The sequence below is a fragment of the Streptomyces sp. NPDC043726 genome (assembly GCF_056436565.1).
The window spans coordinates 75,950-95,491 of record NZ_JBWKCI010000022.1 but is presented as its reverse complement, the minus strand read 5'-3'; the positions used below and the strand labels follow the sequence as shown (position 1 = coordinate 95,491).

Genomic DNA, 19,542 nt, shown 5'->3' with positions numbered 1-19,542 from the left:
TCGCGGTCAGCGGATGTCGTACTGGTCGTGCGGGATGGCTCGCGCCCACACCGCCTCGAACGCTTCGGTGCACAGCTTGGCTGCGGCCGGATCGTCTGTAATCTCTTCGCCGAGTGACGAGCCGTCGCCGGCGAAGTGGTTCCAGTGGACCCATCGTTCGTCGAAGAGCCAGAAGTCGTTGCCGGGCAGGGCGATGTCGGAGGCGTTGCGGCGGGGCAGCCAGCGCACCTGTTCGCCGGCGGCGACGTTGGTGAAGGTGCTGTCGTACAGGAAGCGGGTGTAGTCGCTGACCGGTTCGGAGACGATGCGGACGCGGCGTACTACGGTTCCTCGGCTGACGGTTTCCTGGATCAGGTCGAGCCAGGGCCGCCACCAGGACGCGCGGTCGTCCGGATCGTGACGGAAGCCGTTCCTCCAGTCGGCGAAGGGGCCCGTCTCATAGTCGACGGCGTAGGTGTCCCGCATCTCCAGGTGCACGGCCGACCGGCAGCTTGCGATCAGCTCATCGAATGTCGGCACGCTCGACGGCATCGCACGCCTCCCTGATCATCGCCACCATGCGGGCGGGAATTCGGATCACGGCCTCGTTCTCTGGGATGCCCTGGGCGTGGCCGGGCACCTCGAACGCGGCGCACTCTGCTTCGAGTTCGGGGCTGGGCTTCCATCCTTGAAGCACGAGTTCTTGCTTCTCCTCGTCGACCCACACGGTGGGGCTCTGTTTGTCCCCGGTGTTGGGGTCGATGCCGATGAACAGTAGCGACATAGCAACCTCCGTCTATGCGCTGTGCAGTTGTGTGCACCACGCTCGACCTACGGGCGAAGACGGTCAAGGGTGCAAAGCAGCCATAGACCAGCCGCAGATCGGCTACGTAGACAGATCTGCACAATGCTGGCAGGGCTGCACACCGCGCTCCTAGCGTCAGCGGGTACGAGAAGACCCCGGCGAGGCGGCGAGGCCTCCCGGGGCACGGCCGACTGGTTGGAGTCGACATGCCGGAGAGTACGCAGACCCCAGCACCCGCGCACAACCCCGCCACGACGAGCATCCCGCCGCTGGACATCGTCACGATGCGCGCCACCGTCGCCGAGGTGCTTCCGCCGGACGTGACCCCCGCCGACCTGGCCACGCTGAAGACGCTGACTGGCCTCGTGTGCGGCCACATGCAGCTGCTCATCCCGGAGATCGAGCGAGCCGCCGCGCAGCTGCCCACCGACGACGTGCCCAGGTACGTTGCGCTCGCCTGCGTCCGCGAGGCCCGCGCCAAATTGAGCGCCGGCCCCGGGCTGATGCCGATCGACGCCGCTGTGCGCCTGCGCAAGCTCGCCCGGTCCCTGCTGGCGCTGTGCGACCACTACGAGACGCTCACCGGCGTGCGCGCCTGCCTGGCCTGCGACCGCTCCATCCGAGCGGACGAGACGGCCGTGCCCTACGACCAGATCAGCCCTTCCGGCGGCTCCGCCCGCTCCGGCCTGGTCCACGACCGCTGCGCGAGGACCGGCCGGCGCCGCTGACGAGCGCACCCCCACAAGCACCCGCCCCGGGCCCCAACCCTGGACAGGTCGAGCCCCGGGGCGGGCCCTCACAGCACCACCGACGAGAGGACACCCGGCCTGGCCCGGCTACGCAGCGGAAAGCGAAGTCGGGTTGCGCGACCTGGTCATCGCCAGCTGCGACCCGGCGGGTAACTATGCTTGCGCTGTCAAGTGGGGTTCAGCGGAGTGATGCCAGTGCCCGCATACAGCTCGGGCTCCAGCGACAGAACTGTGAGCGGATCGCCCGCCTTGACCGCGTGCCAGGCGATTGCCGCCGCGTGAGCCACCGGCCAGTCCACGCCTGGCCAGTCCATCGCATCCACCGCGTGCGCGGCAGTGAAGGGTACGTTCTCCGCGAATCGCAGGGATGCCGCGTGCTGGCCCGCGCCCGCAATATGCCGCTCGGCAGCGAGGACGGACAGAGACGGGATGATGACACGGCCGGTGCCGCGCGAAGCTTCGATGTACAGGCCGGTGAAGAAGGGATCCGCGCGATACAAGGCGGCCAGAGCGGTGTGGTCCAGGACGGCCGTCAGGTTCATGCGGCGGCGCCGCCTTGATGGGCGCGGATCTTCGCCCAGGCGTCCTGACCGACCTGCCGAACCTGCTCGGTGTACTCGATGCCGAGCTCACGCGCGGCCTCCGCCGCACGCTGCTCCCGCTCGGCGTCCGTGAGCTCGCGGGCGGCGAGCTCTTCCAGCAGCTCGGTGATGGTCGTCCCGCGCTCCTCGGCGAGGATACGCAGCCGGTTGCGCACTTCCTCGCTGGTCTTGATGCTCGTCGGCTTACCCATGGAGTGATTCTACCGCCGGTAGAACATCAGGGAAAGGGAGCACCGGGCGGACGCCGTATCCCGGCCTGAACCCTCCCTCAACCCGCTCCATACGCCTCGCTCAACCGCCGGTAGCTCCAGCAGGCTTGTGGCCGGCTTGATCGCGATGGACGCCGCCCGCCAGGCAGGTCCCCGACCGCGTCTGGACCGCCCACGCGAGTCTGGGACCGATGGAGTGGCCCGCCGTTACCGTGGACGGAGTTCGCTGGCCCAGTGCCAGCGAACTCGCTGCCCAGCACAGCGCAGCCCTCGGCGTGCTGCCCGAGCGGCTGTCGAGATCCGCCGCAGCCATGGCTCAGGAAGGAGACGGACAAACCGCTGATGTTCGCCAACGTGCTCGGGATGCGGGTTGAGGCGAGCGCGGACCGGCGCAACCGGGAGATGTGGCGCCGTACGACCGACAACTCGGCCCGGGTCGTCGACGAGTGGCTGCCCGCCCACCAGGTGAGCACGAGGGGGTCTGGGAGCGCACGATCAGTGCGGGGCTGCCCTACCACTGGTGCTACGACTCGTACCCCGGCGCCGGGGACCGGCTTGGCTCCAGTCGTTGTTCGTGCTCGGCCTGCACCCTGGCCAACCACCGCGATCTGCTGCTGATGGCCGGGCGCCGGCCGCGGCTCGCCGAGCTGTGCGCGCTCGTCGAACGCGTCCGCCAGGTGCCGTTCAACCCGAACATCACCATGGCCGAGCTCATCGCCCTGTCCCGCCGGCCCGACGCCCCGGACCCGGCATCGAGGTTGAGGAGAACGAGGACTTCGAGCGGATGGAACGCGACGTCCACGCCGCTCTGCGCAAGCCGCCCGCATGGGACTCCAAGACTCTCACCGGGCCGGGCGAGATCCTGCACAGCGCCGCCGGGTGCGACGGCTGCCACTGACCACCACACCGCATACGCCCCTCTGCACGGATACTTCTCATGATGACGACCACCACCCAGCGCATCCTCGATCTCGCTGCAGCGGCACCGGCCAGCCACGGCGAGGACCTGGTGCTGCTCCTGGGCGAGGCGAACGAGCTGTACCAGCAGGGCCTGCAGGATTTGCACCGTGAAGTGGCAGCACGTCTTGACGCTCTGGCCACCGCAGACCTGCTGTTCGCCGCGGACACCGCCGGTATGCCCTGTGATGCCTCGCAGGGCCGCGACGAGGTGCTCCTGCTGCTGGCCCTGGTCGAGTGGGAGATGACGCCGGCCGCCATGGCGTATGCGGAGATGGCCGAGGCCGCCGCGCGCCGTGGTATCTGCTTGATCCCCGAGGAGTAGGCCGTGAGCCGTGAGCGCGGCGTCGGTGAAAATCCTTGAGCCGCGGGCTGGACCTCCGACCGAGACTCCTGCCATTATTTGGTTTGCGAGTCGGGCTGGCCGGCTCATTGCTGACAGGACGGACGGCTCTGCCATGACCTCGCGCGGTGAGCCTCGCCTGGCCGACGCTGCCGAGATCGCGGCTGAACAGGGCCTGACACCTGCACGGATCAGCCAGTTCTACACCGCGCGAGTAAAGAACGCGGCCGGCACGGTGTTCCCCGAACCTGTCGACAAGCGTGGCCGCGCCCGCCTGTGGGACCACGCTGAGGTCACCGAGTGGTTCGTCGACCGGGCGCCGTCACGGCTCGCGAAGCACGCGCCGCCCTCCCTCCCCCCGGAGACGTTGCTGAACGGCGCGCAGGCCTCGAGGTACCTCGGCTACAAGAACTCCAACCAGGTCACCACCTTTGTACGCGACCACCCGGGTTACTTCCCCGAACCGGACGTCGTCGAAGAGAAGGGCACGGCCGAGAACCCTTACCGCCGCCAGCTCTGGAGGGTGCAGACCCTGCAGGAGTGGATGGCCAGCCGGCCCGGCCGCGGAAGACGAGCCGGAACCAAGGAGGCACCGCCTCTGCCCGACGTTCCCGTCGACGGCGATCCCGACGAACTCCTGGGGGCAAGCCAGGCGGCCGCCCTGCTGGGGTACAAGAGCATCGGCTCCTTCTCCAGCAGCCTGTCCCAAGGCAACCTTCCGCTGTTGAAAGAAACGGACGGGGTTGCCAAGAACGCCGGGCGCCAGAACGGCCGACGGCGCTGGACGCGCCGACGCATCCTCGAGCAGGCCGCCCAGCGGTCCAAGCGGTAAAACCCGGTGGTAAGCGGCCTTCCGCGCACCACCCCCCATGAACGCGGCCCCCGGTTTTTTGGGAGTTGGTCCCTTGCGTGCCGGGTGCCGCAACGATGGCCGGCATGGCGTGGTTCGCCACCACGCCCCGCAGCGGCAGATGCTGCTGCGGACCGGCCATCGTCTGTCTTCTGACCGCCCCGACCATGGCCCCGACCACGACGCCGTTCCTGGGTCGTAACCCTGGTCGGGGTCCCCTGGTCGGTGGTCGGGTCGGGGGCTGAGGGTTGTCTCCCCTCCATGACCCGTCCCACTTCAGATGTCGCGGCCGCCGAACTGGCCCCCCAGGAGCGTTTCGCGTGCTGCCCGGTCCGGTGAGCTCCTGCCCTTCCCGCAGGTGGCGTCAGCGGGTGGCGCGGATCATCACGGCGAGCACTGGTGAGGCTGGCGACGGTTGGCTCTGCCCAATGTCGTCGTAGCCCCACGACTTGTAGAGCGCGTGGACCTTTCCGTCCCCGGCGGCCGGGTTGACCATAAGGGTGACGAACGTCTCGTCACGGGTGGCGAGGAGAGCGTCGTGGATGCGGCGGGCGGTGCGTCGAGCTGGCCTTCCCGGCCGCCCTCGACCCGGTCGTGTGGGGCACCGAGACCTCCATGACCGCCGAAGCATCCCCGCTCCGCTCCGCTCCCGCCCGACGCGAGGAGAACGGGATGCACGTCTTCACCTGGACGACCGCGCGGCCGGTGCTGCACACCCGATACCGTCTGGAATGGAGATTCCGGTCCCGGCCCGAACAGGACGCACACCAAGGGGAGCTCAGGTGATCGAGGTGCGGCCCAGCCAGCAAATGCGAGACCTCGGGGTCGTCCAGCACGGCGCCCCCGTCCTTGCCGAACCGGCCCACCCCTTCGACCTGCCCGCCGAGCAGGAGGCAGCCGAGCAGACAGTGGAGATGTTGTTCGCCTCCATCGAGCGCATCGCCCGCGTCCATCCCTTCGCCAAGGGCATGGGCATCGCCGCCCCTCAGATCGGCGTCGGCCGCGCGGCGGCCGTCGTCCAGCCCCCCGACGCCGGCGCCGACGCCATCGTGCTGCTCAACCCCCGCGTCACCGCCGCCTCCGAGGAGAGCGACGAGCAGTACGAGGGGTGTCTGTCGTTCTTCGACGTCCGCGGTCTCGTTCCCCGCCCCCTGCGGATCACCATCGAGACCACCGCGTTCGACGGCACAAGGGTGACCACGGTCTACGAGCGAGGCCTGGCCCGGCTCATCGCACACGAGATCGATCACCTCAAGGGGCTGCTGTACCTGGGCAGGATGCGGCCCGGCGTGGAGCCCATCCCTGTCGAGCAGTACCGCCAGACCGGCCGATCCTGGGCGTACGACTCCTGACCCCTGAAAAGCGGGCGGTAACGACCGGTAGGGCGCTGCTGATGGCCACCGCCCTCAACCACGTCCAGAACAAGCAGGTGTGGCACAACAGGCGTGGGGAGCGCACGCAGGGCGGGATGTGCGCCGACGAAATTGACAGCCACGGGACATCCGAGCCAGAGACCTGCTGGACGCGATGCCCTGCATCCGCGCATGAACCGGAAAAGGTCAGGCCATGGCCCTGTCCAGCGCACCAGCGGCTGCGGGCGGAGCACGATGCGGGCGCCTCGCCCTGTCCGCCCAATACACGAACGTTTCCTGCAGCGCGGACAGCTCCTCAGCGTGCCGACCAAACCTGCCGCCTGCGGGTCGCGCTCCATCACCGTGAACAGCCCGCCTCGAACAGGCGGCTTGGGCAGCATGTGAATGGTGGTCGGGCCGACCAGGGTCCCTGCCACGGGCGCTGTAGCCCCATCGTGACCGTGGTCGGGACCCTGTGGTCGTGGGCTTGGTCGGACGCGGCGGGTTTCCTCAAAGGCCAGCCGCAGCAGGCCGGCCTCGAGCCTGCCGGAGCCGAAGGGACGCCAGTGACCTCCGCCCCCACTCCCGAACCCGCCGGGACACACACCCCCAGCCCCGGTGAACCACTCCCCCACCAGCTCCTGACCGCACTCGCCCTGCACCGCATCGCCACCACCAGCCAGCTCCGCGAACTGCTCCGGCCCGACGCCACACGCCAGACCATCTCCCGCCCCCTGAACACCCTGCGCCGGGCAGGACTCATCAACTACACCCTGCTGCCCCAGTCCAACCGCTCCCGCGCCTGGTACCTCACCGGCGAAGGAGCCCGCACAGCCGGCGACTTCCCCGCCCTCCGCGGCCGTCCCCCACACCCCATCACCACCGCCACCGCCGCATCACTGAAAACACCCCACACCCTGACCGTCCTGCGCGCCCACCTCGCCTTCGTCGCAGACGCCCGCCGCCACGGACACGAACACGGTCACCTCGACTGGACACCAGAGGTCTCCCACCCCCTCGGCGACGGCCAGCGGATCATCGCGGACGCCCTCTTCCACTACACCGTCATCAACCCCGGACAGCGCACGAAACTACGGGCGTTCGTCGAGGTGGACCGCACCACCATGAGCAGCGAACGCCTCGCCGCGAAACTCATCGAGTACGCGAGGCTGCACCAGTACGAAGCCCAGCCCGTCGGCCGACGCAGGCCAACCTCCCCCGGACCCGCATGGCTGCGCTGGTATCCGCTCTTCCCCCGCGTCCTGTTCATCCTCACCGGCGCCACCCGCACCAGACTCGAACACCGCATCCACGACCTCAAAGCCATGACCGCCCAGCACCCCCACGTCGCCGCCCTCGCCCGCGACGTCCCCCTCGCAGCCACCATCCTCGAAGACATCGAACAGCACGGACCCTCCGCACCCGTATGGGAACCACTCACCGGCGGCCAACCCTGCTCATGGAGCGATCTGCAACCCCCCGGCGCCAGCCGGTGAGCCGCGGCGTTCGCACGGCGCGTCAGGCCCTGCCTCAGGGAACGCGTCGACAGGCCTCTACCGTCCGCCGCCGAGCAAGCCCCGAACATGACGGGCACTCACGTACTGCTGGATCACGAGGGAGTTCCATCGCCCAAGGCATCGCCGGTGTGGGTGGCGATAGCTCTGGTCCGGCAGTCGAAGAGGTCTCGCAAGGCCTCCTGGACGGCTTCGTGACCCAGCTGATGCTCCTGTGCCAGGAGCAGCCGGGCGCTCGCTTCGACGCGAGCCCACGCCAGGCGGCTGCGCCGGTTCTCAGCACGCCTGACGTCGCTGCGCAGGAAACCGGCCCCTGCCGAGAACCCGGCGGAGACCAGGGCCAGCACCGCCGCAGGGACACGGGCATCCGGCGAGGCCAGCCCGGCAGCCCCGGACAGACCGGCAAGCACCGCAGCGGGAAAACCGAGCGCGATGTCGGCGACAGACCAAAAACGCACCCTCAGGTGGGCACCGCGTTCCCGCCGTTCCGCCTCCACCAGCACGCGTTCGACTTCCGCCCGCACCGGCGACACCGCGCCATGCGAGCTGCCCTGATGCAGTGCGTCGTCACCAGCCACAGGCCCAACCATCTCACCGGCACCCCGGAGACAGGCGGCACTGCGGGGCGGGTGGTCCGGGTTTTTGTCCTTGAACTCGGCCAAGCGAACGGTGTCTGTGAACCGACGCGTCAGAGGCACTTCAGGGCGCTGCCCACTTCGTTGATGGTGGGCCGGTCCTTGGGGGCGTGGCTGAGCATGGCGTCGATCAGCTCGCCCAGCTCTCCGGGTACCTTCACCGGCCGACGCCTGCCCTCGGCCACCGCCTGTCGCTGGACGGGGCGCGGGGCGTCGTCCGGGTACTCAACGGCCCGCCAGCCGGTGGCGGAGATCAGCAGGGAGGCGCCGAGGGCGTAGATGTCGGCTTCCTGCGTCGGCTCAGCCTTTCCGGTGGCGAGGACGCTGGCCGCGATCTCAGGTGCCTCGTAGTGGACGAGGCAGCCGCGGAACGGGAAGTCGTACCCCTCGGGTACGTGCCCGCCTCTGGCAAGGGCGAGGTCGATCAGATGGGTCCGCTCCAGCCCGATGATGAAGTGTGCGGGCTGCACGTCGCCGTGTGCCCAGCCCTTGGCGTGGAGTTCGGCCAGTGACTGGGCGCATTCCAGCGCCACGCTGGTGTCCGGTGCGAGGGAGGAGCCCTGTTCGCGGCAGGACTTCCACAGCTGGTACAGGTCCGGCCCTTCGTGCCATGGCTGGAAGTTCCACGTGCCCTGCTCCCAGTCCCCGTAGGCGATGTCATCGCGGCCGAGGCGGTGCAGGACTGCACCCTCGCGGGCGGGCGCGAGCGCGGTCCAGGGCTGGGCGGGCCAGTCGGCCGTGGCCTCGATCGGGAAGCCGAGTTTCACGGCGTAGCGGCCCCGGAAGCCTTCCACGTCCCAGACCATGGAGCCCCGACGGTTGAGGACCAGGCGGTGTGCCGTGGGCATGAGCGCATCGAGCACCACGATCGGCAGTCCTGAGGTCGAGCCGGACAATGTCTGTTCTCCTTCCGGGCGCACGCGGCCGGCCACAAGTCGAGGCCGGCCGCGCCGCCGATGGGGTGGGTGCTACGCCTGACCGTACGGCCGGCCGCAGTCCGAGTCGCACTGCGCGAGGTTCGCGCCGTTCACGGTCCACAGGTCGTCGAAGACCAGGAACCCGGCCGCTTTCATGGCGCGCACCGAGGCGGCGACCATCTCCGGGTCACGGCCTGGCCCGCCCGGCTTCGGGTGGTGGTGCAGGAAGCGGCCCGCATACTCCTCGCACAGCTCGGCGTAGTCCTTCGTGTGCAGGATGAGCGCGTGCAGGCCGAGGTCCACGTCGTCCGACGGAACCATGGGGACAATGGCAGTTGCCGCCGTGACCAGGAACGCGACCGCCTGGTCCACGATCCGCTCGGCACGCTCGGATGACTGCCCGTTGTGGAGGGCAACGAAGTGGGCGAGGCTCTCGAACAGCTCCTCGCCGGCCACCGCCCGGCCGGTCCTTTGATCGTTCGCCGTTGCCGTCATGCGAAATAACTCCTCGTGTGTGCGTTGTGTGGGATGGACCGCCCGCATCGGGGCGTGGAGCAGGCTCAACTGGGCCTGGATGGCCGCCCCGAACGCGGAAGGGGGAAGCCAGCAAACTGGCCTGCGTTCGGGGCAGCCGGTCTACAGGCTCATGGCGAGAGTCATGCCGATTACCAGGCCGCACGACCCGCTGATCATGACGATGAGTAGGACACCCGCGTACCGGCCGATGGCGCGCATCACAGGCCGTCCCGGCGGCTGGCGTTCTTGATGGCCAGACGTGCGCTCAGTTCCTCCCGCGCACTCGGCGCCATCACGTTGCCCGGCAAGGCATCCCACTCAACGCCGCCGCCGATGGGCCTTATCTGGACTCGGCCGCCGATGTCGCCCATGACGATGCCGATACGTCCCCTGGCGCGGTCCTTCGCCAGTTCGCCGATGCCTGGTCTGGTCTGCTGGTTGCTCGCCATATGCAGGAGCATGGCGTTCAGGGAGCCGCTGCCAGAAGGTCAGGCTGGTTACCCAACTTGGGTAATATCGCGGCAAGTAGACTCCCAACGACGTTGCGTAGCCCTCGTGGGGGGGGGGAGCCGCTCCATGTCCGACGCCGACCGGCCGCAGGAACTGCCCGCCAGGCTGCTCACCGATCCCGAGATGATCGACGCATGTCGAGTACGGGACTTCTCCAGAGTGTTCCGGCTGGTCAAGACCAGGGCGGGCATCTACCCGTCAATGATTGCCAGACGATGCGATCTGACCCCCAGCCGCGTCGGCGAAGTCATCGCAGGGCAACGCCAGTTGCAGCACATGGACGTGATCGAGCGCATCGCAGACGGCTTGCGCATCCCCGGACACATGCTCGGACTCGCCCGTCGGCAGTGGGAGACCCCTCAAGCGCTCGTGATCGCCGAGCGCGAGGCACCCCAGCTATCCGAGCCCGAACTGCCAACCACCACGTCCTTACCGGGCCCCGATGTGGACAGCATCTTGGCTCTGGCCAGCCGAACAAGCCTGAGCGCAGCCACCCTTGAGGCGTTCCGCTCCTCCATCGAGGACTACTGGCGACGTGACAACCAGCACGGCGGCGAAGCGCTGCGGCCGGCCGTCGTCGGCCAGCTCCGCTACGTCGTCGGACTCCTGAAGGAGCACCGGCCGCCGCCCGTCCAGAACGGCCTGTACGGCATCGCAGCCGAACTGGCACGACTCACCGGCTGGACCTACTTCGACGCCCGCCAGTACAGCCAGGCCCGCGCCTACTTCACGCAAGCCCTGCACCTGGCCAAGGAGATCGACGACCGCCAGTTCATGGCCAACGTCCTTGCCTGCATGAGCTTGCAGGGCACCTACCAGGACAAGCCCGCAGACTCTCTGGCACTCGTGACCGCCGCCCAGGACCAGGCCCGCTCTGCACTCGACACCACCCCGCGCGTCCTGTCCATGCTCTCCATGCGCGAGGCCTTCGCTCACGCCACGCTCGGCAACCGGGATGCCACGCACCAGGCGATCGGGGAAGCACACAGCCACTTCGAGCAGATCCGGCAAAGTGATCCGGACCCGTCATGGGTGGCCTACTTCGACGAGCCGAAGCTCATCGTGGACACCGGCATCGCCCACGGCCGACTGGGCGAAGCATCGACCGCGGAACCACTGATCGCGGATGCCCTGCGGCGGGAAGACCGCACCAACCAGCGCGGCCGTGCGTTTCACGCGTTCTGGCTCGCCCGTACGCAACTGGACCAGGGCAAAATCGACCAGGCATGTTGTACCGCCACACAAGCCCTGGAGTCTGCGTCGGCAGTAGCCTCCGAGCGCGTGACAGGCCATCTGAGGGAGTTCTACGACCAGTTGGCCCCCCACAGGGCGGAGCCCGTAGCCCTGGCCTTCGAGGCACGACTACGGGAACTCCTCCCGCCCGGTCAGCGGACCGCTTCGTCCATAAGCAGGTAAAGCAGGCCGACAAGCGATCCGCTGCTCACGACCTCGCGGCGATCGATCATGCCCCGGATTTCCGAGAGAGGGATCCACTCGATGCGGTCGGACTCGTTCTTCTCCGTGGGCGGCCCAGCATACGTGGCGCCGTCAGCGCGGAAGACATAGTGCTGCGAGTCCGTGATCCCGTTGGCCGGCTCGGCATAGATCAGCGGCTTGATGGGACCAGGCCGCCAGCCGGTCTCCTCCAGCACTTCGCGGTCGGCAGCCTCCTCGGGAGTCTCACCCTCCTCGACCAGGCCCATGGGCAACTCCCAGGCCCACGAGTCCGTGATGAAGCGGTGCCGCCACATCATCAGCACCTCTTGACGGTCATTCACCACGGCGGCCACGGCCAAGTGCCGCAGACGAACGACGTGATACTCCCACCTGCGCCCGTCAGGCTGCTGGACATCGACCAGACACAGATTCACCCACCTGTTGGTGTAGATCTGCCGCTCACCGTGGGTCTTCCACTCCATGCGCGCGAGCCCCTCTCGATCGAACTCCAGGATCGCAGACACCGCGTAAGGCAGGCGGCCATTCAGCACCTTTCGCGTCACATTGACGAGATACTCCACCTGCAGCCTGTGCTGCCGCCCAGGAAGCAACGCTGTGCGGTGGATTGGCGTGCCCCTGACCTGAGCCTGGACCACGGGGAAGTTCGGTGAGGCCCTACAAGAGCCCATCTGTCGTCTGTTGCTGTGGGAGGGGCAGCAGCCCGGCGGTGGGCGGGCCGCCGCATGTCGGTCACCAGTTCAGATCGGCCGATGACATGATGGCGGCGACTTCGTCGTCCTGGGCAGCTGGTGCGGTCAGAGCTTCCATGACGAGGTTGCCGATGAGGAGGTCGAGGTCGCGGGTGGCTGCGGTGTTGAGTTCACCGCGGATGTAGCTGAGCCCGCCGTTGGCGTACTCCTCAAAGATGCGCACCCGTTGGTCGAGTCGGTCATCGGCGAGGATTTTGGGATCGTCCTGGACTTCGACGGCGGCGAGCATGTCGATGAGGACATCTCCGTAGTGACGTCCCTCCATGAGGGAGAGTCTGATCGGTTCGCCCGCCTTGTCGAAGGGTTCACGGCGTTGTTTGCGCTGCCCCAAAGCCGCGGCAAACATGATGGCGTCTACCAGCGTGCGAAACGGGCCGTCTTTGCCCTGCAGTTCGTTGAGGAGGTCCTCGTGCTGAGCTGGTCTGCGGAAGCGGTCGATGGTCGCCATCAGACAGTCACCTTCTCCAGGATGCTGTGCTCGAAGTCGCCGTGTGAGACGTAGGGGACGGCGCGGTTGTTGATTTCGATCGTCTCTTCCTGTGCTGCTCTGTTGGGGGTGACGGAGCGCAGGACGTACATGCTGGTGGCTGAGCGTTGCAGATTCTCCATGACCTTGCCGCGGGCTTGCGACTGGGACAGCAGGGTGACGATCTGCGAGGTGAGCTCGGGCAGCGCCCGTGATATTTCTTCCTGGTAGGTGAGGTCGAGGCTGCCGAACGGGGCGTCCATGATCACCGGGTAGATGCTGCCTCCGCCCTCGAGTGGGTCCTCGGATCCGCTGCGCAGGTCTCGGAGGTTCTTGGCAACCTCGGAGACCGCGCCGACGAAGGAGAGGCCGAGGATCTGGTTCTCTCCGGTCGATCGGATGGCCACGCCAGCGGGTGACTTGAGGTGCAGCTGGAAGCGGTCGTCGATCTCGGGGGTGTATGACTTGATGAAGATGCGGGAGAAGACTTCCTTGATCTTGCGATCGAGCTGCTCTCGGACCTCTTCCGTCTTCAGAGCAAGGACTTGCTCGAAAGCTGCCATGACCTCCTCGACGAGGCTGACCTGCTGCTGAACACGACGTGATTTCACGTCTGCGCCCTGGGCTTCCTTGAACTGGCGTTTGGCGATGCCGATCTGCTTCTCGATGTCGGCGACGTCGTCTATGCGTTGCTGGCGTTCGACTAGGGCACGCGTCTTCTTCTCTGCGTATTCCTTGCGGCGCAGCTCGAGGCGTTGCACATCCTGAACGTTGACGCCTTCGAGCTGGCGGTCGATGTCGCTGCGTTCCGCGTTGAGGTGGTTGATGGCTTCGTTGACCGCCAGGATGTCCTGGGCGTTTTGCTTCAGATCCTCAAGGAGTGCGGAGCGGTCATCGCGCAGGTTGCGCATCTGGCCGTCGACGTAGACCCATCGGGCTTCAACATCGGCGAGGCCCGCGTTGTAGCGGCGTCGTTCGAGTTCTGTGTAGGGCGTCGTGCCGGGTTCCAGGTCTCGCCCGCACATGCAGGTGCCGTCGCCGAGGAGGGTGTCGATGAAGCTGCGTTGGATGCCTGCCGGCAGTTCGCGGCGCTGGCGCATGCCTTGGGCGAGCTGCATGACTGTTTCGTCGGTGCCGGCGGTGAAGGCGATGAAGCCGCTCTTGGTGAGGCGCTCTCGTTTGCGGGCTTTGAGCTCGGCCAGTTTGTCCTGTTCGGCTTTGATCTGCCGGGTCAGGCGGCTGCGTTCCTTTTGCAGGGGGGCGGCTTGGTCGTGGGTGCGCAGGGCGCGTTCGGCTTCGTCTACCTCTTGCTGGTAGCTGCTGGCGTCGCTGGAGAGCTGCATGGCTTTGGCATCGACGTCTGCTTTTTGCTGTTCGAGGCGTTCGATCGTGTCGGCGAGCTCGCTGAGGCGGCTGTCGCTCTTCTTGTCGATCTCTCGGGCGAGTTGCTTGGATGCCTTGGGGAGGTGGATGTGAATGGCGCGTTCGATGGATTCCAGGTTGAGCAGGGTTTTGATGGCGCGTTTAACCTCGTCGTTGTTCTCGTCTCCGGAGAACATTTTTTCCATGCGTTCACCGTTGAAGAAGAAGAAGCGACGTAGTCCTTGAGGGAGGATCTTCTCGATACGGTCCTGCCCGTTGGCCACGTTCCGGGTCTCGCCGTCGGTTCCGGTTTCCAGTACTTTGAGGCGGGGTTCTTCCGTTGTCTGCTCGACGGTTTTCTTGGTGACGGTGATGGTTCGGGTGACGGTGAACTGTGTGCCTTCGTGCTCGAATTCCAGCTTGACCCAGGCGCTGACGGAGTTCCCGATTTCGGCGTCTGCCCAGGCTTTGTCGTGGATGACGCGGTGCTGCTCTTCGACATCCTGGGAGAAGGTCCCGTAGAGGGCCCAGGCGAAGGCGTTCAGCAGCGTGGTCTTCCCCGCGCCGTTGTTCCCGAAGATGAGGATGGCGGGTTTGCCCTCGTGGGTCTCCAGGTCCATGGTCTGCTCGCCGTAGAAGGCGCGGAAGTTGTGGAGGGTGAGCCTGTGCAGCTTCATTTGACCAGCCCCTTGACTGCCTCAACGATCCCCGGGACGACCTGTGTCGGGTTGTTGATGTGCAGGTATTCGTTCTCCAACTGCGTGACGACCTGGGCGAGTTTGCGGGCTTCAGGTGAGAGCTCGCTCAGTACGTCGCGGGCGGTGCGGCGTGGGGCAGTCGGGGCGGGGTCGGTCGTCAATGCGGCTCCCTCTGGTATGCGGCGAGGACGGGGCGTGGCGGTGTGACTGATCACGTGTCGAACAGACCGTAGCGTTTGCGCAGCGGGCGCAGGACGTCGAGGGTGTGGGCCTCATTGTCGGCCAGGTGGGCGAACTCCTCGACCCGGGCGAGTTCTCCGCGCAGCATGCGTCGCTCGGTTTCGTGCTGGAGCGCGCTGGCGCCGTCGGGCGGGGTGACGATGAAGTCGATGATGTCTGCTGTGTCCTTGCCGGCGGCTTTGCGCAGGACACGGCCGCGGCGCTGGATGAACTGGCGGGGGTTGGAGGAGCTGGCCAGAAGGTAGGCGATGCGGGCGGCGGGGACGTCGACGCCTTCGTCGAGGCAGCGCATGGAGGCGATGGCTTTGAGGTCAGCTGCGGAGCTGAAGCGGCGCAGGACTTCTTGGCGGTCGGCTCGCTTGGTCTGTGCGGTGTAGCGGGCGACCGGGATGCGCAGGTCGGTGCCGGCGAGGGTCATGACCTGTTCGAGTTGGCTCGGTTCTTCGGTCTCGTGTTCGCTTGCGAGGGGGTGGCGGCCTTCGGCGCAGTAGAGCAGTTGGTGCGATGCGCTCTGGCGTTGTTGGAGCTGGTGGCGCAGGGCGGGGAGTTTCCCGCGGGCGTGGCCGAGGATGTTGGCTCGTTTGCGTAGCAGGGCGCTCAGAGGGCTGTCGTCATCGAGGTGTGGGGTGGGGTGGTGGGAGGCGGCCATCAGTCTGGCGATTTTGGTGGTGACCTCGCAGTAGAGCTCTGCTTCTTCTTCGTCCAGTTCGACGAGTACGGGCGTGTAGGTGTAGCGGCACAGGGCGCCGCGGTGGATCGCTTCGCCGATGCCCATTTCGAAGACGATGGAGCCGAAGTAGTCGGTGAGGGCTTCGGTGCCGGCGTCGTCGAACCAGCGTTCAGGGGTGGCGGAAAGGCCGAGGCGAAACTGGGCGTTGGCGGGCAGCGCGGTGCGAAGGCGGGTTGCTCCGAGGTTGTGGGCCTCGTCGGCGATGAGGAGTAGCGGTCCGTTGTAAGAGTCCAGGAGGCGCTGGAAGGGGGCTTCGCTGAAGGTTTTGTTCGTGGTGACGATGACCCCGCCGCGTGCGCCGCCGAGGGCCAGAGCGTGTTGCAGGTCGAAGGCGCGCTGGTACCAAGCGTGGGTGGATTCGTAGGCGCGCAAGGGGGTGATGCCGAACCAGCTGATGTCTTTGGCCCATTGGTCGACCAGGTGCTGGTAGGGGGCGACGACCACGGTGAGCAGTGCTTTGTCCTGCTTGTGGAGGGTGGAGGCGAGCTGGGCTGCGGCGGTGAGGGCGGTGAGGGTTTTGCCGGTGCCGGTTGCCATGCGGAACATGCCGCGGCCGCGGTGGTCGAACCAGTTGTTGACGGCGGCTTTTTGGTAGTCGCGCACGGTGAGAGCGGCGGGGATGGTCAGCATGCCGGCGGTGTCGGTGGGTGCGGCAGGGGCGGGCAGGGGTGCGCCGTGTTCGGGAAGGACGTCGAGGTCGTTGCGCCCTTCGGTGTCACGGGCGGCCTGTTCGATGATCTGCGTGGCGGCTTCGGTGAAGGGCACCACGCGCAGGATGCCTGTGCGGTCGTGCCACAGGTTGTCGAAGTCTTCGCTGATGCGCAGGGCCCGGTCGGCGTCGCGGATGTCCCAGCTGCGGAAGACTTCGATGGATTCGAAGTTGCCGATGAGCGCGGAGCGGGTTTCGTTGGCGCTGCCTTTGAAGGCGACGAGGTCGGTGCCGTCGTGGAAGACACCGATTTTTTCGTGGTACATGCCGATGCGCTGGCCGCTGCAGACGTAGGCCAGCTTGAATTCGACGCGGCCTGCGGCAACCAGGCGGCCGAGCTTGCCCAGGCCGCGGGCGGCATGGGGTTCTTCGATGGCGTGGCTCAGGTCGCGCAGCGCCGCGCGCTCTAGTACGGCGCGCAGCGCGTAGCCCGCTTCGATGTCGGCGATGTCCTGTTGCTCGAGGTAGGGCGAGGCAACGATGCGCACGGTGCCGCCGCGGTCGGCGAAGTCGTCAAGTCCTTGTCCCAGCAGGGCGAGGCTTGAGGAGGTGAAGTATCCGACCGCACGGTCGTATTGGGTGGCTGCCTTGAGGGCGGGGCGGTAGAAGTCGTTGACGATGTGGCCGCGGTCGCTGCGGTATTCCGGACCGAGGCGGGTGGCGCGCAGGGGCATGGCGGGTTGCATCAGATCAGTCCCATGCCCTTGATGAGGTCGTCTGCAGTGGGGGCGTCATCGTCGTCGGCTTCGGCTTCTTTGTCTGCGGCGGCAAGCTGGCCGGGCGCTGTGTCGTTCAGTCGGCGCACCATTCCGCCGCGTGCGGTGAAGGGCGGTGAGGACATCACCTGGCGCAGGGTTGATTCCTTGACATCGAAGTCGCGCATCAGGCAGCGGATGGCCTCATCTACGTCGATGGCGCCGTCGTGGCGGTCGACGAGGTCGCTGACGAGTTCTTTGATCGGCTTGTAGACGGGCATGTCCCATGCAGTCAATGCCCACCGGTCCTTGGCGCTGCGCTGGAAGCGGGGGTCTGCGTCCAGTTTTTGCTTGAGGTAGCCGCTCTGGATCGTCAGGTGCGCTTCCTCCTTGAGTTCTGCCGTGGACATCGGCCGGTCAGCGCGGGTGAGTGCCTCTACCGCTGCGTCGAGGTCGCGCGGTGTCTTGTGGACAGGGCGTGCGCGGTCCGGTTCCAGCGTCCAAAAATCGCGCCCGGTCATGCGGCATCGCGGGTCGCTGTGGAGCACTTTACGTAGGGTGCGAAGTTGCACGTATCGACCGAGGCGGTTGGAAACGTCCAGTGCGGTCAACGGGGTGTCTGCGTCGCCCAGAATTTTGTGGATGTCGCTGCGCAGCACCTGCAGCCACTGCTGTCTGCCTTCGCCCACCTGGTGTGCGCCGGAGGGCTGCTGGCTTGTGTGGCGGAGCTGGAGCTGGCGCAGGTCGCCTGCGAGACGGCCCAGCCACACTGAGCGTGCCTGACCACCCTGGTGGGGCTGTGTGGCGGAGGCGATGTGGGGTGACTTGGTGGGTGAGGGGGTGTGCTGGGCGGTGTTCGGGGTGAAGTCCCATGCGCCGACCGGGTCGAGTACGGCGTCACGGACTCGGCGTGCCAACTGGCCCAGTTCGTCGGGCAGTTGATCCGCGCGCTCCAAGATTTCACCTAGCGTGAGCTTCTTGGGGTCGGGATAGCTTTCGGGAAGGAGCTCCGCCATTCGGGAAAGGGCATGTGAAAGATGGTGGCGGGGGGAAAGATTTTCGTTTTCTATCTCTGCCCACTCCCCCGGATGGGGACTCTCTGTTACGGGTGAGGGTGTGATGGGGCGGGCCCATCCGTGCTGGGCGGGCTGGTAGACGAGTCCGCAGTGGGTGAGCCAGCGGTGCAGCTGCGCTGCGTCGCGAGATGCCGGGATGCCGGCGTCGTCCAGTCGGCGCTGCACGGCGGGATGGCTCATCACGTCGCCTGGTCCGAGCGCCAGAGCGTGGAGGGTGGCAGCGATGCATTGGTCGAGGTCGCCGTCGAACACCCAGGAGCCGTGGGAAGCGTCCCGCCAACGCAACCCGAGCAGCAGGTGCAGCGGGGCAAGGGGGTGTTGCTTACTGACTGCTACGGCGAGCCAGGGGTGACGCGTGATCAGGATGCGCCACTCGGTGGGGTGGTGCAGGTCTTTTTCTACTGCGCCGACGGCGCTCAGGGCGGCCAGATCCTCGGTGAGCGCCTGGTCCAGGGATTGCACCAGCTGGTTGCGGTGGCGGCGCAGGGTCTGGCGGGGCAGGGCGTGGTCGCGGGCCAGCCGGTCGAGGGGTACCGGCTCGGCGGCGCAGATGTGGCGTAGGACCAGGTCGCGTTCGAGGCGTGCCAGGCGGTTGAACCACGTGCGGCAGACGGTCAGTGCGGCGTGATCGGGTGCTGTGGGGTGCCAGTAGATTTTCATGCCTGCCGCCCGGGTGCGCCAGCGCTCAACCGCAGCCGTACACAACACTGCAACGAGCGGCCCACAATGGGGGGAACCAGGGCCAGGTCAGGGGACGCAGCCGAGACTGCGTGAGTGCTTCCCTGACGCAGGTCAGGGCTGCCTACTGCCATGCGTGCTGTTCTCCGTGCGGTCGAGCGGCTGCATCGAAGTCCCTGGCGCTCCAAGGGCTTCGAAGGGTATCTGGAAGCAGCAGTCGCGGTGGTGTGATGGCAGCAGCCACCACGCCTGGCCCGCACCGAGGCCCTCACCCCGCTCTATGAGACAGCCAATAGCTGGTGAGGTTGTACAGAAGAAGAAAAATACTTCAATCACAGACAGCTTACGTCCGGTATGCCTCACCTTTAACGGTTTGGTTTGAGGCTCCTCCTGGGGGACGGGAGTGGTCTTGGCGGCGGGAGTACGGCTTTGGGCCTGGGCGGGGAGGGGTGCGACGCCCTGGCAGGATCCTTGGGCACCAGCCTGTAGGGCGTGCTGCGCCGTTCGCCCCAGCGCCATGGGGACCTGCCGAGGTGACAGCAGCTGGCGGTCCTGCCTGGCGCGTCCGGCCAGGGCGCCGGCGCCCTGGCCGGCTCGCCCGGGGGCCCCTCTACGGGGCATGCGGGCTGTCGCGTTCCTTGTGGCCGTGCCGCGCTGTCCTCGCCGGCTGGGCTGGGCACGGGTGCTTGCCCGTGCATCCACGAGCGCGCCCCAGGAGCGTGATGCTGCCTGGGGCGCGTGGG

At 67.1% G+C, this 19,542-nt stretch carries 19 protein-coding genes and 2 pseudogenes; 6 read left to right on the top strand and 15 right to left on the bottom strand.

Going from position 1 to position 19,542, the window contains the following annotated elements; translation table 11 throughout:
* Positions 1-6: 6 nt before the first annotated feature.
* Positions 7-531 carry a DUF6879 family protein gene (locus AC068Z_RS40275; protein ID WP_478568031.1) on the bottom strand — a complete coding sequence of 175 codons (525 nt, stop codon included), beginning with the start codon at positions 529-531 and terminating at the stop codon, positions 7-9.
* The gene (locus tag AC068Z_RS40270) at positions 503-763 is read right to left on the bottom strand and encodes a hypothetical protein (protein ID WP_478568028.1); all 261 of its coding nucleotides are present in this window, start codon (positions 761-763) and stop codon (positions 503-505) included. Before AC068Z_RS40270 ends, AC068Z_RS40275 begins: the two co-directional genes overlap by 29 nt.
* 227 nt (positions 764-990) lie before the next feature.
* Between AC068Z_RS40270 and AC068Z_RS40265 the strand changes: the two genes are divergently transcribed.
* A complete protein-coding gene (locus tag AC068Z_RS40265; protein ID WP_478568025.1) occupies positions 991-1,512 on the top strand; it encodes a DUF6415 family natural product biosynthesis protein in 522 nt (173 codons plus the stop codon).
* A 188-nt stretch (positions 1,513-1,700) separates the two neighbouring features.
* Here the strand turns inward: AC068Z_RS40265 and AC068Z_RS40260 are convergent, their stop codons facing one another.
* On the bottom strand, positions 1,701-2,075 hold the full coding sequence (locus tag AC068Z_RS40260) for a PIN domain-containing protein (RefSeq protein ID WP_478568022.1): 375 nt from the start codon (positions 2,073-2,075) through the stop codon (positions 1,701-1,703).
* The gene (locus AC068Z_RS40255; RefSeq protein WP_478568019.1) at positions 2,072-2,326 is read right to left on the bottom strand and encodes a hypothetical protein; all 255 of its coding nucleotides are present in this window, start codon (positions 2,324-2,326) and stop codon (positions 2,072-2,074) included. Before AC068Z_RS40255 ends, AC068Z_RS40260 begins: the two co-directional genes overlap by 4 nt.
* Before the next feature lie 958 nt (positions 2,327-3,284).
* Between AC068Z_RS40255 and AC068Z_RS40250 the strand changes: the two genes are divergently transcribed.
* Together AC068Z_RS40250 and AC068Z_RS40245 are read left to right on the top strand one after the other, a co-directional pair.
* Positions 3,285-3,626, top strand: a complete 342-nt coding sequence (locus AC068Z_RS40250; protein ID WP_478568016.1) for a hypothetical protein — start codon at positions 3,285-3,287, stop codon at positions 3,624-3,626.
* Between the two features lie 133 nt (positions 3,627-3,759).
* On the top strand, positions 3,760-4,476 hold the full coding sequence (locus AC068Z_RS40245) for a hypothetical protein (protein WP_478568013.1): 717 nt from the start codon (positions 3,760-3,762) through the stop codon (positions 4,474-4,476).
* A 382-nt stretch (positions 4,477-4,858) separates the two neighbouring features.
* Here AC068Z_RS40245 and AC068Z_RS40240 read toward each other — a convergent pair.
* Positions 4,859-5,065 (bottom strand): annotated as a pseudogene (locus AC068Z_RS40240) (GNAT family N-acetyltransferase); the annotation flags it as partial.
* Positions 5,066-5,276: 211 nt separating this feature from the next.
* Here AC068Z_RS40240 and AC068Z_RS40235 point away from each other — a divergent pair.
* Both AC068Z_RS40235 and AC068Z_RS40230 read left to right on the top strand, forming a co-directional pair.
* A complete protein-coding gene (locus AC068Z_RS40235; protein WP_478568010.1) occupies positions 5,277-5,846 on the top strand; it encodes a peptide deformylase in 570 nt (189 codons plus the stop codon).
* A 566-nt stretch (positions 5,847-6,412) separates the two neighbouring features.
* Positions 6,413-7,342: a replication-relaxation family protein gene (locus AC068Z_RS40230; protein ID WP_478568007.1), complete on the top strand. Its 930-nt coding sequence runs from the start codon at positions 6,413-6,415 to the stop codon at positions 7,340-7,342.
* Between the two features lie 113 nt (positions 7,343-7,455).
* Here the strand turns inward: AC068Z_RS40230 and AC068Z_RS40225 are convergent, their stop codons facing one another.
* The 4 genes from AC068Z_RS40225 to AC068Z_RS40210 all read right to left on the bottom strand — a co-directional run bounded on the left by AC068Z_RS40225 (position 7,456) and on the right by AC068Z_RS40210 (position 9,889).
* Positions 7,456-8,022, bottom strand: coding sequence for a hypothetical protein (locus AC068Z_RS40225; protein WP_478568004.1), 567 nt, complete (start codon positions 8,020-8,022; stop codon positions 7,456-7,458).
* A 26-nt stretch (positions 8,023-8,048) separates the two neighbouring features.
* Positions 8,049-8,843, bottom strand: a complete 795-nt coding sequence (locus AC068Z_RS40220; protein WP_478568087.1) for a protein kinase domain-containing protein — start codon at positions 8,841-8,843, stop codon at positions 8,049-8,051.
* Positions 8,844-8,963: 120 nt separating this feature from the next.
* Positions 8,964-9,407 (bottom strand): glycine-rich domain-containing protein, encoded by a 444-nt coding sequence (locus AC068Z_RS40215; protein ID WP_478568001.1) that lies wholly within the window; start codon positions 9,405-9,407, stop codon positions 8,964-8,966.
* A gap of 239 nt (positions 9,408-9,646) precedes the next feature.
* Positions 9,647-9,889 carry a hypothetical protein gene (locus tag AC068Z_RS40210; protein WP_478567998.1) on the bottom strand — a complete coding sequence of 81 codons (243 nt, stop codon included), beginning with the start codon at positions 9,887-9,889 and terminating at the stop codon, positions 9,647-9,649.
* 115 nt (positions 9,890-10,004) lie between these two features.
* Between AC068Z_RS40210 and AC068Z_RS40205 the strand changes: the two are divergent.
* A pseudogene (locus tag AC068Z_RS40205) lies at positions 10,005-11,346 on the top strand (hypothetical protein).
* On the opposite strand, the gene AC068Z_RS40200 reads toward AC068Z_RS40205, so the two are convergent.
* The 6 genes from AC068Z_RS40200 to AC068Z_RS40175 all read right to left on the bottom strand — a co-directional run bounded on the left by AC068Z_RS40200 (position 11,324) and on the right by AC068Z_RS40175 (position 18,781).
* Entirely contained in the window at positions 11,324-11,857 is a 534-nt protein-coding gene (locus AC068Z_RS40200; protein WP_478568084.1) for an NUDIX hydrolase, read from the bottom strand. The pseudogene AC068Z_RS40205 and the gene AC068Z_RS40200 overlap by 23 nt on opposite strands.
* Positions 11,858-12,125: 268 nt before the next feature.
* A complete protein-coding gene (locus AC068Z_RS40195) occupies positions 12,126-12,593 on the bottom strand; it encodes a DNA phosphorothioation-associated protein 4 (protein ID WP_478567995.1) in 468 nt (155 codons plus the stop codon).
* Positions 12,593-14,650 (bottom strand): AAA family ATPase, encoded by a 2,058-nt coding sequence (locus tag AC068Z_RS40190; protein WP_478567992.1) that lies wholly within the window; start codon positions 14,648-14,650, stop codon positions 12,593-12,595. Before AC068Z_RS40190 ends, AC068Z_RS40195 begins: the two co-directional genes overlap by 1 nt.
* Complete coding sequence (locus AC068Z_RS40185) at positions 14,647-14,832, bottom strand: hypothetical protein (RefSeq protein WP_478567989.1); 186 nt, start codon at positions 14,830-14,832, stop codon at positions 14,647-14,649. The genes AC068Z_RS40190 and AC068Z_RS40185 overlap by 4 nt, the downstream gene beginning before the upstream one ends.
* Before the next feature lie 50 nt (positions 14,833-14,882).
* A complete protein-coding gene (locus AC068Z_RS40180; protein WP_478567986.1) occupies positions 14,883-17,024 on the bottom strand; it encodes a DEAD/DEAH box helicase family protein in 2,142 nt (713 codons plus the stop codon).
* Between the two features lie 11 nt (positions 17,025-17,035).
* Positions 17,036-18,781, bottom strand: a complete 1,746-nt coding sequence (locus AC068Z_RS40175) for a hypothetical protein (protein WP_478567983.1) — start codon at positions 18,779-18,781, stop codon at positions 17,036-17,038.
* Between the last annotated feature and the right edge of the window lie 761 nt (positions 18,782-19,542).